Origin of the sequence: Micromonospora sp. WMMD987 (assembly GCF_029581435.1) — a bacterium.
GTDB lineage: Bacteria > Actinomycetota > Actinomycetes > Mycobacteriales > Micromonosporaceae > Micromonospora > Micromonospora rifamycinica.
Map to the genome: position 1 here is coordinate 4,373,686 of NZ_CP120861.1, position 13,925 is coordinate 4,387,610.

Consider the following 13,925-nt stretch of genomic DNA (forward strand, 5'->3'; position numbering starts at 1 on the left):
ACCACCAGCCGGTCGGGCCGTCAGGCAGGCTTGCGGGCGGTGAGGAGGGCGTACCCCAGTGACGGCTCCGCGCTGAAGGCGTGGAACCGGGAGAGCGTGAGATCGAACTGCTCCGCCCCGATGTGCGGCACCGCCTGTTCCCGCAGGGCGGCGAACCGCTCGGCCGCCTTGTTCCACGAGGGCCGGGTGTACTGGCTGACGTCCTCGGTGAGGCCGGGCTCGAGCCCGGCGGCCCGGATGAGGGCCAGGTAGTCGTCGAGGCTGATGACCGACAGCACGCCCTTGCTGGCCTCGGCGACGCGGGCGGCGCCCGCCTCGTAGCCGTCGGCGCTCGGCAGCAGCATGAAGTCACCGATCGCCATCCGTCCGCCGGGCCGCAGCACCCGGGCCGCCTGCGCCAGGACGTGCCCCCGGTCCGGCATGTGGTGCAGCGACTCCAACGCCCAGACGAGGTCGAAGGAGCCGTCCGGGAACGGCAGGTCCATCGCGTCGGCCAGTTGGAAGGACAACCGGTCGGCCAGCCCGGCGGCCACCGCCCGGTCGTTCGCCCGCTCCACCTGCCGCCGGCTGATCGACACCCCGACGACCTCGATCTTGTGGGCCGCGGCCAGCCTCATCGCCGGCTCGCCGATGCCACAACCGAGATCGAGCAGGCGATCACCCGGTTCGATGGTCAGCAGACCGGCCAACCGGTCGGTCAGCCGGTCGGCGGCTTCGTCCACCGATACGTCTTCGGACGCGTCGTTCCAGTAGCCGTGGTGCAGATTCTCGCCCCAGAGCCGGTCGAGCAGATCCGCGAACGCGTCGTAGCCATGGCCAATCTCGTCCGGCGTCGGCTTCTTCACCAGTTCCCCTCAACCATCGTATTCCCCAATCTTACGATCCGTGCCGCAACTGCATTGCCTTCCAGCTGGCCGCCAATTCGACACGCGAGGTCAGGCTCATCTTCTGGTAGACCTTCTTGAGATGAAAAGCCACCGTGTGCCGAGAGATGAACAATTGCCGGCCGACTTCGTTGTTGGTGTGCCCCTGGCTGACCAGCTCGGCGACGGCGAACTCGGTGTTGGTGAGCCCGTGCGGCAGTTCCCCCGCACACTCCACGGTCCGGATCACACCACGTCGCACACCGAAATCGCGGAGCTTGTTGGCGACCCGCGAGGCGTCCCGGGCGGCACCGACCGCGGTGTACGCGACCAGCGCCGCCTCGAAGATGCGGATCGTGTTGCTCCGTTCGGACCGTCGCTTGGCCAGCAGCCCGGCCAGGTCCTCCCGGGCGGACGCCCCGCACCACCGGTCGGGGTAGAGGTTGGCCGCTTCGAGCAGCTTGCCGGAGTCCTCCTCCAGCAGGCCGGCGGCGTGCAGCGCCGCCGCCCGGATGACGCTGAAGCCCGGGTGCGCGGCGGACGCGGCGGAGGCCGCCGCCGCGGCGGCTTCGGCGAGGTCGTCGGCGCCCAACTTGCGGGAGGCGCGCACCAGCCAGGACGCCGCCGCCGGCTCGGAGACCAGGAGCTGCCGGAGAACGAGATGGCTGGTGACTATTCCGGCGATGAGACCGGACGCCCGGTCCACCCCGCCCCGGGCCTCCGCCGCCTGGGCGGTCACCCACGCTCCTGCCGCCTGCCCGAAATAGCCCAGCAGGGCCTCGCCGGTCAGTTTGTCGACATAGGTGAGACAGGTTCGCATGTCCGCCCGGCGGAGCGCGGCCAACGCCATCACGACATAACCGGTGGGCAGCAGTGAGCGGGCTTCGCATTGCTCCGCGATCCGCAGCCCCTCGGTCACGTCGGCGAGACCGTCGTCGACACAACCCATGGCGAACAGCAGCTCGCCCCGGATGACGAGGGACGTCGCCGTGACGAGCGGTGAATCCGATTCCTCCCGACGCCCGTCGAGCGCGTTGACCACCCGCCAGCCGGCATCAAGATCCCTCGACTTCGTCAACAACGCGACGCGCCAGTAGGGGGCCAGCCGGCAGAACTCGTGACCCTCTTCACACTCGACGTCGACAGCTTCCGTGGCATAGTGCAATCCCGCGTCGAGCCGACCGCCATACCACCACAACGCGGAACGGCGGAAAAGGCGGGCGGTCGCACATGACGGGGACACGAGCTCATCCCGGAATCCCACGAAAGGATTTTGGGGAAATGGCGCCCGCGCTGCGTAGCGGTTGCGGTCACCGGGAATCTCCACGCCGGCAGGCACCGACGTCAGCAAAGACGACAAGGATCCTCCCCAGTGGTTCTTGATTCTCAGATAGTTGCCCTCTTGACAATTACCACGGGCAGCTAACCCGTCACCGACAGTACTACCGCCGAGGCCCCGCGTCCAGGGCAGATTGCCAGTCCACCAAAGACGGACATTTCCTCTGGCCACCGCTCCGCACGCTGATCAATTGGTCTGACGGATCGACATAATTACGATCTGGATATAGGCTCGTGTCGATTGCAGGATGCCTGCCGGCAAGGTCGCCGCGCTTGGCGCGAAGGTATACGTCTGTGTACTCCAGGTGAACCGCGACATGAACCGGCAAACGCCCCGGTATGCGCACCCGACCGACGCGGAATACCGCCGGGAGCCGTCCCGCCGCCACCGTCGGAACGCACTCACCGTCACCTGACGACGGTTGTCGCGACGGCGGCACGGCTACCCCGTCCGCCACCGCCGGCCGGTCGCGCCCTCCGGCTCACGCGGACAGGTGTAACAACGCCCGGGCGGCCAGGCGGTACCCGTAGGCCCCCAGTCCCACCACCACCCCGCTCGCCAGCGGCGCGATCACCGACTCGTGCCGGAAACGCTCGCGTGCCCACACGTTGCTCAGGTGCACCTCGATCCACGGCTTGGCATAGCTGGCCAGGGCGTCCCGCAGGCTCCAGCCCGCGATCATCAACGCGCCCGGGTTCACGATCGCGCCGACCGTGGATTCCCGGTGCTGGTGGATCGCCCCGACCAGGTCGCCCTCCCCGTCACGCTGGACCGAGACGACCTCCCAGCCGCGGGGGGCCACCTCCTCGGCGACCGCCTTCTCGATGTCGGCGAGGGTCTCGGTGCCGTAGATCTCCGGCTCCCGGTGACCCAGCGCACCCAGGTTGGGACCGTTGAGGAGAAGCATGACACTCAAGGAGCACCTCTCAGTTCGGGACCGCACCGGCAAACCTGCCCCCGACAGACGCGGCATCCCTGCCCCGCAGCGCCTGCGGTGTCGTCCTGCCACCCGGCACCCGGCGGACCGTGGTGGTGGCCGCCGCGACGGAACACCGCCCCGCAACCGACCACCGCTCGATCCGCCGCGACCCACGTGGCAATTCCACGCTAGAACAGAACCGATCGACCGGCATCCCTCGACCTGATAGCACGGTCGACGGCACGACCGCGCACCGCCCTATCAGACCGGGGGATGCCCGCCGGCCCGCGCCGGTCGTACCCTCCGAAGGGCCGCACCGGTGCCCGAATCCGGCGCGAGGAGCGCCCGGCCGCCACCGCCGACGTGCCGGCCCGCCGGCCCTCGCCGGCAGTGGCCGCGACCCCGGAAAGGACCACGGCAGTGCCCCAGTCTGTGGAGCAGGTCGAGAAGTGGGTGCGTCGGTACCATCCGGCGCCGGAGTGTGCCGCCCGGTTGGTGTGCCTGCCCCACGCCGGCGGCTCGGCGAGTTTCTTCCACCCGGTGTCCAGGGCGCTCGCTCCCGCGGTGGAGGTCCTGGCGATCCAGTACCCGGGCCGTCAGGACCGCCGCCACGAGGCCACCGTCGGCAGCATCGCCGAACTGGCGGACCGGATCCTCGACGCCCTGCGCCACCTGGACGACCGTCCGCTGGCGCTGTTCGGGCACAGTATGGGCGCGATCCTCGGCTACGAGGTGGCGCTACGGATGCGCGACGCCGGCCTGCCGACGCCGACGCGCCTGTTCGCCTCCGGCCGGCGGGCACCGTCGCGCTACCGGGACGAAGGGGTGCACCACCTGCCCGACGACCGGATCGTGTCCGAGCTACGGACCCTGAGCGGCACCGACTCGACCATGCTCGCCGACCCGGAGGTGCTGGAGATGATCCTGCCGGCCATCCGTAGCGACTACCAGGCCGTCGAGACGTACCGCCACGACCCGGACCGGAAGCTCGACTGCCCGGTCACGGTGCTCACCGGCGACAGCGACCCCCGGGTCTCCCTCGACGAGGCGGGCGCCTGGGCGGAGCACACCACCGGACCGACGGAACTCAAGGTCTTCCCGGGGGGCCACTTCTTCCTCGTCGACCGCAGCGCGGACGTGCTGGCGGTGCTGCGCCGCGAGCTGCTGGGCAGCAGCCCCACCGTCGCGTGACGCGATCCCCCGACCATTCGTACAGCGCCGACCTGTGAGGTTTCCTTGACCGACGCGGATGTCGTCATCGTGGGCAACGGGCCGATCGGCGCCACCCTGTCGGTGCTGCTGGCGCAGCGCGGCTGGCGGGTGACCGTGCTCGAACGCCGCCCCCGACCGTACCGGCTGCCCCGGGCGACCAGCTTCGACGGCGAGACGGCGCGGCTGCTCGCCGGCACCGGGATCGGCCCGGAGATCGGCCGGATCACGGCACCGGCCAGCGGCTACCAGTGGCGCACCGCCACCGGTGAGACGCTGCTGGACATCGTGTTCACCACGTCCGGCCCGTACGGCTGGCCGGATGCGAACACCATGCACCAGCCCGCACTCGAGGAACTCGTCGCCGCCCGGGTGGCGTCGCTGCCCGGCGTGACGGTGTTGCGGGGGCAGGAGGTGGTGGGCATCACCGACGACGACCGGCTGGTGCAGGTGCGCACCACCGACGACGACGGGGCGACCCGGGTGCTCTCCGCCCGCTGGGTGGTGGGCTGCGACGGCGCCAACAGCTTCGTCCGCCACCATCTCGACGTCGCCGTCACCGACCTGGGCTTCTCGTACGAGTGGCTGCTCTGCGACGTCCAACTCCGCGAACCGCGCGAGTTCGTCCCCACGAACGTGCAGATCTGCGACCCGGCCAGGCCCACCACCCAGGTGGGCAGCGGCCCCGGGCGACGGCGCTGGGAGTTCATGCGGCTGCCCGGGGAGAGCGCGGCCGAACTGAACGAGACCGACACGGCCTGGCGGCTGCTGGCGCCGTACGGTGTCGACCCGGGCAACGCCGACCTGCTGCGCAGCACCACCTACATCTTCCAGGCCAGATGGGCCGAGCAGTGGCGGGTGGGTCATGTCCTGCTGGCCGGCGACGCGGCCCACCTGATGCCGCCCTTCGCCGGGCAGGGCATGTGCTCCGGCATCCGGGACGTGGTCAACCTCTCCTGGAAGCTCGACCTCGTCCTGCGCGGGGCGGCGGCCGAGTCCCTGCTGGACAGTTACACCGAGGAGCGGCGTACGCAGGTCAGGGAGGCGACCCTGGCGTCGGTCCAGTTGGGCCGGGTGATCTGCGTGACCGACCCGGTGGCCGCCGCCGAACGGGACGCCACCGTGCTGGCGAACCGGCGCGGACGCCCGCCGGGCCGACCGGAGCCCGCGAAGCCCCTCACGGCCGGGCTGCTGCACCGCAGGCCCGGAGCGGACGGGGCCGCGCCACCGGCGGGCGCGGTCGTGCCGCAGGGACGGGTCACCCACGGCGGCGCCACCGGCCTGTTCGACGACGTGGTCGGCCGGGGCTTCGTGCTGCTGACCACCGAGGATCCCCGTGCCGCGCTCGACGGGGAGCGGCTGGCCTTCCTCGCCGGACTCGACACCCACCTGGTCCGGCTGCTGCCCCCCGAGGGCGCACCGCAGGACGGGGTGGTGGACGTGGACGACGTCTACCGTCCCTACCTGGCCGGGTTCGCGGCGTCGTACCTGCTGGTCCGGCCGGACTACCACGTCTTCGGCGCGGCGCACGACCCGGCCGGTGTCCGGGACCTGGTGGACGACCTGCGCGACCAGTTGTCCGCGACCGCGCCGGCCGGGGTGCCGCTACGGACCGGCTGACCACCGGCCGGGCAGACACGAGCGTGCCGGCGACCACCGTCACCCGGCCCCGGCGGCGTCGGTCACAGCCGCTGCGCGAGACAGCGCATGCTCGCCATCAGACTGCGCAGCTCCACCGTCAGGTAGTTGCTGTGTGGCAACAGCGAGGTGAGCTGGTGCAGCGTGACCCACAGGTACCGGTCGTCGGGCTCGTCCAGATCGGGCTCGACCTCGATCACCAGGTAGCGGTTCTGCGCGTGGTAGAAACGGCCGCCCTCCTCGGAGTGCAGCACGTCCAGCCGGACCCGGGAGGTGGGGGCGCTGAGCACGTAGTCCAGGTAGCGCGGGCGGTGTTCCGCCGGCACGTCGGCGTAGTTTCCCGGCTGGCAGTGCACGGTGGCGGTCAGCTCGGCGACGTTGAGCATGCCGGCGTCGCTGCGCGCCTGGACCAGCGCGTGCAACGTACCGCCGATCCGCTTGACCAACAGGGCGAGCAGGCCGGCCTGCTTGGGTGCCACCAGCGGCTGGGTCCACGCGGCGACCTCGCGGTTGCTCGCCTGCACGGCCACCGCGACGACGTCGAAGTACTTGCCGTCGCGGTGGTCGATGACGTCGCTGCCCAGCCGCCAGCCGTCCGCGGTGACCTGCCGCAGCGACACCCGCCGTTGCACCAGCTCCTGCCGGGACCGTAGTTCGGTCAGCCAGCTCAGGACCCGCCCCGAGTCGTGCAGGGCGCTGCCGCGGTCGGACAACGAGCGCAGGAACGCGCGGGTGAACGGATCGTCGCCGGCCTCCTGGCCCTGCGGCCCGGTCAACGCCGGCGGGATGCAGGCCAGGACGGTCCGCGAGTCCATGTTGATCATGTGGTCCAGGAGCAGCAGGCGGCGGATCTGGCCGAGGGTGAGCCAGCAGAAGTTCTCGTCGAGCGGGACGTCGTCCTCGGTCTCGACGACGATGTTGCGGTTGCGCTTGTGCAGGAACCAGGATCCCTGCTCGGACTGCAACCCGTCGAAGAGCACCCGGCCCCGGGACTCCGGCCGGAAGTGCTCCAGGTACTTCGTGTCCGCGCCGCCGTGGACCTTCATGTAGTTGCTGCGGGTGGCCTGCACCGTCGGCGAGAGCTGGAGGCCGTTGATGTTGCCCGGCTCCATCTTGGCCTGCATGAGGCAGTGCAGGACGCCGTCGAAGCGCTTGACGAGGATGCCGAGCACGCCGATCTCCGGCTGCACGATGATCGGTTGGGACCACTCCCCCATCCAGGGCCGGTTCGTCCGGACCCGCAGTCCCTCGATCGAGAAGAACCGCCCGCTGGCGTGGACGAGATTGCCGGTGTCCGGATCGAAGTCCCACCCGGACAGCTCAGCGAACGGGATCCGGTCCACCCGGAAGGTGTTCGCCCGGGTGCGGGCGTTGAACCAGGAGTGGAAGTCCGCCATGGACATGACCGCGTTCTCCGCCGAGGCGGTGGCCCGCTCGACCCGTTCCGCCTCCAGGACCGCGTGCCTCGCACCAGAGCTGTCAGTCACCGGTTCCCCCTGAGGTCGTGCCCGTGCGCCGGGGTCGACCGACCCGGAACCGGCGACTGGCGGTGAGGCCCACCCCACGACGGATCCGGCCTGTCCTCAGGTACCGGGCGCAGCGGGCCGACGGGGTGCGTGCGTGTCTGTGCACGACGCTAGGACAGACATGACCGGCGGGGCATCCCTCGGTCTGATGGCGCCGCCGTGGATCCGCCGCGCGCGGGCTATCAGACCGGGGGATGCCGGGGGTGGCACGGTGGTCCTACTCTCCCAGAGGACCGCGCCGGGAGGACCGACCCGCAGCCCGCCGGTCCGGTGCCGGGCGTCCCGCGACGGTCCGGTCGGGACGTCGCGGTCGACGGCCCGACACGAGCGCTGCCGACCTGCCGCAAAACCGGGGAAGGAGAGCTGGTGACGCCCGTACGGATCGGGATCATGGGATGCGCGAGCATCGCCCGTCGCCGGGTGCTGCCCGCCATGGCCGCCCTTCCCGCCGTCGAGATCACGGCGATCGCCAGCCGGGATCCGGACCGGGCGGCCGAGGTCGCCCGGAGCTACGGCTGCCGGGCCGTCGCGGGCTACCGGTCGCTGTTGGACCTCGACGAGGTCGAGGCCGTCTACGTCCCGCTGCCGAACGCCCTGCACGCCCCCTGGATCGAGGCCGCGCTGGCCACCGGCCGGCACGTACTCGCCGAGAAGCCGCTGACCACCAGCGCGGCCCGCACCGCTGAGCTGCTCGCCCTGGCCCGGTCCCGGCGGCTGGTGCTGATGGAGAACATGATGTTCCTCCACCACAGCCAGCACGCGGTGGTCCGGCAGCACGTCGCCGACGGCGCGATCGGCTCGCTGCGCTCGTTCCACGCCGCGTTCGGAGTGCCGAGGCGTCCGGCCGACGACGTCCGCCACCAGCCCGAACTCGGCGGCGGTGCGCTCCTGGACACCGGGGTCTATCCGGTACGCGCGGCGTTGTCCTTCCTGGGCGACCGCAGACTCGACGTCCTCTCGGCGGTGCTGACCTCCCGCCACGGCCAGCTCGTCGACTCCTGCGGGCAGGCGCTGCTGGACACCGACGACGGGGTGGGCGCGCAGCTCGCCTTCGGCCTCGACAACCTCTACCGCTCCAGCTACCAGCTCTGGGGCAGCGAGGGCCGGATCGTCGTCGAGCACGCCTACAGCCCGCCCGCCGACCACGTCCCGGTGCTGCGCCTGGAACGGCACTCCGGGGTGCAGGAGTTCCGGCTGGAGCCCGACGACCAGGTGACCAACGCGGTACGCGCGTTCGCCACGGCGGTGCGCTCCGGACAGCTTCCCGACGACCGCGACGTGCTGCGGCAGGCGGTTCTCGTCGAGGAGATCGGCACCCGGGCGCGACGCCACGTCGACCACACCCCCGACCCGGCGGCCACCGGCCCGCTGGAGAGGTTGTCATGAACCGCCGGTGACCCCGGCGGACCGGGACGGCGCCGGCACCGTCCCGGGTGGCCCGTACCGCAACAGCTCTGTCCCGATCGCGGAGCCGGCCCGCACCGACACGGCAGGAGTTCCGCATGCAGCTGGTCAGCGTCCGTGACAGTGTGGCCGAGGTGGGAAACGATGAGTGACACCACGCACGCGCCGCAGCTGCTGGCCGCGCGGTTACAGATCCCGCCCATCGCGTACAGCCACGCCGCCGGATCCTGGATCTTCGCCTCGAACGGGGAGCGTTACCTCGACGCGTCCAGTGGGATCATCAACGTCAACATCGGTCACGCCCATCCCACGGTGGTCGAGGCGATGCGGGACCAGGTGGGCATCTGCACGTACGCCAGCCCGGGATCGCTGTTGGCCAGCGGTATGGAACAGCTGGCCGTCGCCACGGCGCGGGCCGTGCACCGGCCGGACGACCGCGTCATGTTCACCCCCACCGGCACCCACGCGTCGGAGTCCGCCATCGCGCTGGCCAGGCTGGCCCAGCGGTCGCGGGGTGAGAAGAACCGCCACAGGGTGCTGACCGCGTCACTCGGCTACCACGGCAACAGCGCGTTCGTGCTCGCGCTGTCCGGCCACCGCTCCCGGCGACCGCACGAGGACGACAGCTTCGGCATCGGACCGGCGTTCGACCCGCCCTACCCCGGACAACACCTCGGCTGCCCGTTCCCGACCTGCCGGACCGAGTGTGTGGGGGCGGTGCGCGACGCCATCGTCAACGCCGGCCCGGACACCGTCGCGGCGGTGCTGTTGGAACCCGTCAACGGCACGACCGGCGGCGGCTACACCCCGCCGCCGGGATACCTGCGGGCGCTCCGCGAGGTCTGCGACGAGTACGGTGTCCTGCTCATCCACGACGAGGTGCTCACCGGGCTGGGGCGTACCGGGCTGCCGCTGGCCTCGCACCACGCGCAGCAGGCAGAGCAGGCGCGGGCGGACATCGTCACCCTGTCGAAGGGGCTCGGGGCGGGCTTCGTCCCCCTGGCCGCCACGATGATCTCGCCGGACCTGGCCGAGAGCATCCTGTCCAGCGGCGCGTGGCTGCCGCTGATGGGCACGATGTCGGCGACCCCCCTGCAGGCCCGGGTCGGGCTCGCGGTGCTGTCGGTGCTCGACGAGATCGGCGCCCTCGACCGCGACCAGGTACGCGGCGCGGCCGTGACCCAGATCGTGACCGAGGTGACCCGGGGTCTGCCGGTGGTCACCGACGTCCGGGGGGTCGGCTTCTTCCACGGCATCGAGTTGGCCCGGGGCACCGTCGGCGAGGCCCTCCGGATCACCCGGAGCAACGGGCTGCTGCTGTACCCGTTCGTCGGCTACCGTCGGGACGGCAGCGGCGAGGGTCTGCTGGTGGCGCCGCCGCTGAACGCCACCGAGGCCGACCTGGACCACCTCGGCCGGGCGCTGCGGACGTCGCTGGTGCGCCTCAACGAGACCGTGGGCTGACCGCTCGGGTCGACGCACCGTGGCGGGTGGCCCTCCGGCCACCCGCCACGGCGTCGGGTCCACGGTCGGCTGGACGACGGAACGTGCCGCACCCCGACCGACCGGCCCGGGTGCAGGTCACGACCCGACCGGCCGGGACGCAGGTCACGACCCGACGGGCAGCCCGGGGACGGGGGCGGCGTGGATACGGGCCTTGCGCAACGCCAGGCACGCGTCGTAGCTCGGCAGCAGGCCCCGTTCGACGGACTCCCGCAGCGAGGGCGCCGCGGCGTCCCGGTCGGACAGCACCGGCGGGCCGGGCAGCCGCAGCGGCAGGCCGATCTCGGGGTCCAGCGGGTGCACCGTGACCACCTCCTGCGGCCGGTACAGCTCGGAGAGGTGGTACTGGACACAGGTGTCGTCGTCGAGCGCGACGAAGGCGTGCCCGAGCCCCTCCTCCACGTAGACCGAGGAGGCCCCGCGCCCGTCCAGGACGATCATGTCCCAGGTGCCGAAGGTGGGCGAGCCGGTCCGCAGGTCGACGACGAAGTCGAGCATCGAACCCCGGACGCAGGTGACGAACTTCGCCAGGCCCGGCGGGACGGACGCACCGTGCACGCCCCGCAGCACGTTGCGGTGGGAGACCGAGTAGTTGGTCTGGACGAGCTTCGGCTGGTACCCGAGCACCTCGGCGAGCACGTCCTCCCGGTACGCCTCGAAGAACACCCCACGGTCGTCGACGAACGACCGGGAGGAGATGAGGAAGGCGCCGTCGATGTCCAGTGGACGTACCGTCATGCTGCGGTTGGTCAGGCCCGGTGAGGTCATCGCCGACCGCCCCGGCCGCGCGGACGGTGGGCAGCGGTGACCGCGGTGGCCCTCATCGCGGCGACGTCAGTCGGCTCAGCTGCTCCCGCACGACGTCGAGACGCTTCGGCAGGTCCGCGTCCCCCTCCGGCCAGAGCAGGTCGACGCCGACACGGCCGTCGAAGGTGTGCACGACGTATCCTCCGAGCCCCAGGGGATCCCTGATGTGGGACGCGGCGCGGAAGTCGGTCAGCCGCAGCCCGTCCGGGGTGCGCATCGACGGCACCCGGCCCCAGTTCATCATGCTGACCACGGCGGGTGCGGCGCCCGGCTCCCACGGCTTCGCCGGTGGCGCGGACCGGCTGAACATGTCGAGCAGGCTGCGCTGGATCGACCCGTCGGCCAGTTGCGACCGGAGCCGCCCGCCGATCGCCCGACCGAGCGTCACCGCGTCGGGTGCGAGGTCGTCGGTGGCGCTGAAACCGGCCCCGCCCAGCACGTTCGTGCCCTCGGTGGCACCGACCACGGGGGTGAGGTGCCGACGCAGGTTGACCGTGAACCGGTACATCAGCTCGGTCAGGGGCAGGCCGCGAAGCTCCGCCTCGGCCAGGAGCAGGGCACCGGCCAGCAGCCCGTTGAGCGTCACCTGCTCCCGGTGGCCGAGTTCCGTCAGCACGGTGGTCTGCGCGGCTGTCAGCCGGTGTTGCGCGCCGTTACGGGCGAAGACGCTCCGCTCGGCGTCGGTCAAGGGCGCGGCCATCGCCATCGGCGGGGGCGGGGGTCCGTCGGCCGGCACCGTCGGACCGATGCCGCGCTCGGCGAGCAGGTCCTCCAGCGGCCGGGGGAACGGGTGACGGGGCAGTGCGACCGGCGCACCCCGGACCACGTCGGTGTAGCCGGACCAGATCGCGGCGAGCAGGGCGACGGCGTGGTCGGCGTCGGCGATGCTGTGGTGGGTCAGCAGGCACACGCTCGCCACGTCACCGTCGCGGACGACGTGCAGCGCGCTCAGCGTCCGGCGCTGGTCCAGCGTCACCCCGTCCAGCGGCCGGTCGACGTCCCCGTCACCGGTGCGCAGCTCCGGTCGGCTGTCCGACGGCACGAACACCGGCCCGTCGTCGCCGTCGGCCAGCCGGGCGCGGAGCTGGGGATAGGCCCGGCACACCTCCGCGAAGGCGGTGGCCAGCGCGCCGGGGTCCAGCCGGCCCTCGGCGCGCACGGTGTATCCGATGTGGGCCTCCCGGGCGGCGTGGACCTGCTCACTGGGTGCCAGTGCGCGCCATGCTTCCGCTCGTGTCACGAATCGGCCTCCAGTCAGCGCGCAGGATCGGGTGACCCGCGACCTCAAGCCTGATCAGGTTCCTCCACGGGCGCGGCCGGGGACCGTCCTCCTCCACCCGGAGGGGGGTAGGACGGTCCCGGCTGCCCCGTCTGCGGGCCGGGCTCAGGCGGAGCCGTCGGCGGACCCCTCGTGGACCAGCCACTCGACCCGGCGGACCACCTCGGACGGCAACGGCAGGGCGGCGATCTCGCGGGCGAGCCCGCGCGCCGCCGCGGCGTAGCCCGGGTTGGCGACGATCTCCTGACAGGTCTTCGCGATGACGTCGCTGGTGGCCTCGTCCGGCGAGAGCACGAGCCCCGCGCCGGCCTCGACGATGCGGCGGGCCATCTCGTTCGCCCGGAACAGGTTGGGGTCCGGGATCAGCACCTGGGGCACCCCGCAGCTCAGCGCCGTCATCATGGTGCTGCCACCGGACTGGTGCACGAGGACGTCACAGGTGGGCGCCACCACGTCCAGCGGCACCCAGCCGGCCCGGACGTTCTTCAGCCGTTCCTGCAGGACCGGGAGGGCGTCGTCGGCCACCGGCACCACCACCTCGGCGTCCAGGGCACCGACGTTCTCGACGATGCCCTGGAGGAAGTCGTACTGGTTGTAGGTCGCCACCCCGGTGCCGATGGTCACCCCGATCCGGGTGCCCGCGCCGCGGGTGTACATCCAGGGCTCCAGGCAGCGTTGCGTGTTGCCCGGAATCCACCGCATCATCTGCACCGCCGGGGCGATCGGCGGGCGCAGGCTCGGTGGCGTGATGTCGATCATCAGATCCGGCTCGGGCAACGCGTCCAGGCCCAGCTCGGCCAGCTCGGCCTGCAGCTCCTCCGTCGCGCCGAGGTCCAGCAGGCGCGGGTCGTGGATGTCCCACGCGTGGCGCACGTAGGGCACGCCGAGCCGCTTGGCCAGCAGCGGCGCGGCATAGGAGGCCATCCCGCCGATGATGACGTCCGGCCGCCAGTCGTTGGTGAACGCCACCAGGGCGTCCAGGGTGGACGCCTCGATGCGCGCGTACCAGTGGCCCGACTGCTGCTCCCGCTCGACCGGGTCCTCCGGGACGCGCAGCAGCCGGCTGTCCCGGGCGATGATCTCGCGCGGGGACACCCCGGGGTCGGTGACCCGCACGGCGGACAGCCCTACCCCGGCGATGGTCGACACCAGATCATCGAGCGAGGCGGTCATCATGACCTGGTGTCCCGCGTTACGCAGGGCCGTCCCGAGCGGGACGTGACTGAATATCGTGGACGGGGCGATCCCGGCGAGAATTAGGACCCGCAAGTTGTCCTCCCAGCGGTCATGGATCTGGCTGCGGCGCCGAACCCGGCGCGGGTGTCACTCGCCCGCGGACCGGCTCTTGCCGGATCAGGCTTGCCGACGACGCGGGCCGGGTCCATCACCAAAGTGGATAGTAGCAATCGAGCACCGGGAATGGATCTACCACGGTGGG

General features: G+C 71.6%; 11 protein-coding genes. 4 read left to right on the forward strand and 7 right to left on the reverse strand.

Annotation, left to right across the window (positions count from 1 at the left end; genetic code table 11):
* Window positions 1-20: 20 nt before the first annotated feature.
* The 3 genes from O7612_RS18610 to O7612_RS18620 all read right to left on the reverse strand — a co-directional run bounded on the left by O7612_RS18610 (window position 21) and on the right by O7612_RS18620 (window position 3,118).
* Window positions 21-845 (reverse strand): methyltransferase domain-containing protein, encoded by an 825-nt coding sequence (locus O7612_RS18610; protein ID WP_282265950.1) that lies wholly within the window; start codon window positions 843-845, stop codon window positions 21-23.
* A gap of 31 nt (window positions 846-876) precedes the next feature.
* The gene (locus O7612_RS18615; RefSeq protein WP_348774304.1) at window positions 877-2,028 is read right to left on the reverse strand and encodes a LuxR C-terminal-related transcriptional regulator; all 1,152 of its coding nucleotides are present in this window, start codon (window positions 2,026-2,028) and stop codon (window positions 877-879) included.
* 655 nt (window positions 2,029-2,683) lie between these two features.
* Window positions 2,684-3,118 carry a type II 3-dehydroquinate dehydratase gene (locus tag O7612_RS18620; RefSeq protein ID WP_348774237.1) on the reverse strand — a complete coding sequence of 145 codons (435 nt, stop codon included), beginning with the start codon at window positions 3,116-3,118 and terminating at the stop codon, window positions 2,684-2,686.
* A gap of 423 nt (window positions 3,119-3,541) precedes the next feature.
* Between O7612_RS18620 and O7612_RS18625 the strand changes: the two genes are divergently transcribed.
* Together O7612_RS18625 and O7612_RS18630 are read left to right on the forward strand one after the other, a co-directional pair.
* Window positions 3,542-4,312 (forward strand): alpha/beta fold hydrolase, encoded by a 771-nt coding sequence (locus tag O7612_RS18625; RefSeq protein WP_282265954.1) that lies wholly within the window; start codon window positions 3,542-3,544, stop codon window positions 4,310-4,312.
* A 45-nt stretch (window positions 4,313-4,357) separates the two neighbouring features.
* Window positions 4,358-5,950 (forward strand): bifunctional 3-(3-hydroxy-phenyl)propionate/3-hydroxycinnamic acid hydroxylase, encoded by a 1,593-nt coding sequence (locus tag O7612_RS18630; protein ID WP_282265955.1) that lies wholly within the window; start codon window positions 4,358-4,360, stop codon window positions 5,948-5,950.
* Window positions 5,951-6,012: 62 nt separating this feature from the next.
* Here the strand turns inward: O7612_RS18630 and O7612_RS18635 are convergent, their stop codons facing one another.
* Window positions 6,013-7,371 (reverse strand): NDP-hexose 2,3-dehydratase family protein, encoded by a 1,359-nt coding sequence (locus tag O7612_RS18635; protein WP_282273953.1) that lies wholly within the window; start codon window positions 7,369-7,371, stop codon window positions 6,013-6,015.
* Between the two features lie 489 nt (window positions 7,372-7,860).
* On the opposite strand from O7612_RS18635, the gene O7612_RS18640 reads away from it, so the two are divergent.
* Together O7612_RS18640 and O7612_RS18645 are read left to right on the forward strand one after the other, a co-directional pair.
* On the forward strand, window positions 7,861-8,880 hold the full coding sequence (locus tag O7612_RS18640; protein WP_282265957.1) for a Gfo/Idh/MocA family oxidoreductase: 1,020 nt from the start codon (window positions 7,861-7,863) through the stop codon (window positions 8,878-8,880).
* A 162-nt stretch (window positions 8,881-9,042) separates the two neighbouring features.
* Entirely contained in the window at window positions 9,043-10,362 is a 1,320-nt protein-coding gene (locus O7612_RS18645) for an aspartate aminotransferase family protein (protein ID WP_282265959.1), read from the forward strand.
* A gap of 144 nt (window positions 10,363-10,506) precedes the next feature.
* Here O7612_RS18645 and rfbC read toward each other — a convergent pair whose 3' ends face one another.
* The 3 genes from rfbC to O7612_RS18660 all read right to left on the reverse strand — a co-directional run bounded on the left by rfbC (window position 10,507) and on the right by O7612_RS18660 (window position 13,756).
* On the reverse strand, window positions 10,507-11,139 hold the full coding sequence (rfbC, locus tag O7612_RS18650; protein ID WP_282265961.1) for a dTDP-4-dehydrorhamnose 3,5-epimerase: 633 nt from the start codon (window positions 11,137-11,139) through the stop codon (window positions 10,507-10,509).
* A gap of 82 nt (window positions 11,140-11,221) precedes the next feature.
* On the reverse strand, window positions 11,222-12,448 hold the full coding sequence (locus tag O7612_RS18655) for an acyltransferase (RefSeq protein ID WP_282265965.1): 1,227 nt from the start codon (window positions 12,446-12,448) through the stop codon (window positions 11,222-11,224).
* Window positions 12,449-12,592: 144 nt separating this feature from the next.
* On the reverse strand, window positions 12,593-13,756 hold the full coding sequence (locus O7612_RS18660; protein ID WP_348774238.1) for a nucleotide disphospho-sugar-binding domain-containing protein: 1,164 nt from the start codon (window positions 13,754-13,756) through the stop codon (window positions 12,593-12,595).
* Window positions 13,757-13,925: the final 169 nt, after the last annotated feature.

Excerpts from the sequence above, each read along its gene's own strand:
- O7612_RS18635 (WP_282273953.1), bottom strand. The coding sequence starts at position 7,371 with ATGTCCATGGCGGACTTCCACTCCTGGTTCAACGCCCGCACCCGGGCG.
- O7612_RS18645 (WP_282265959.1), top strand. The coding sequence starts at position 9,043 with ATGAGTGACACCACGCACGCGCCGCAGCTGCTGGCCGCGCGGTTACAG.
- rfbC (WP_282265961.1), bottom strand. The coding sequence starts at position 11,139 with ATGACGGTACGTCCACTGGACATCGACGGCGCCTTCCTCATCTCCTCC.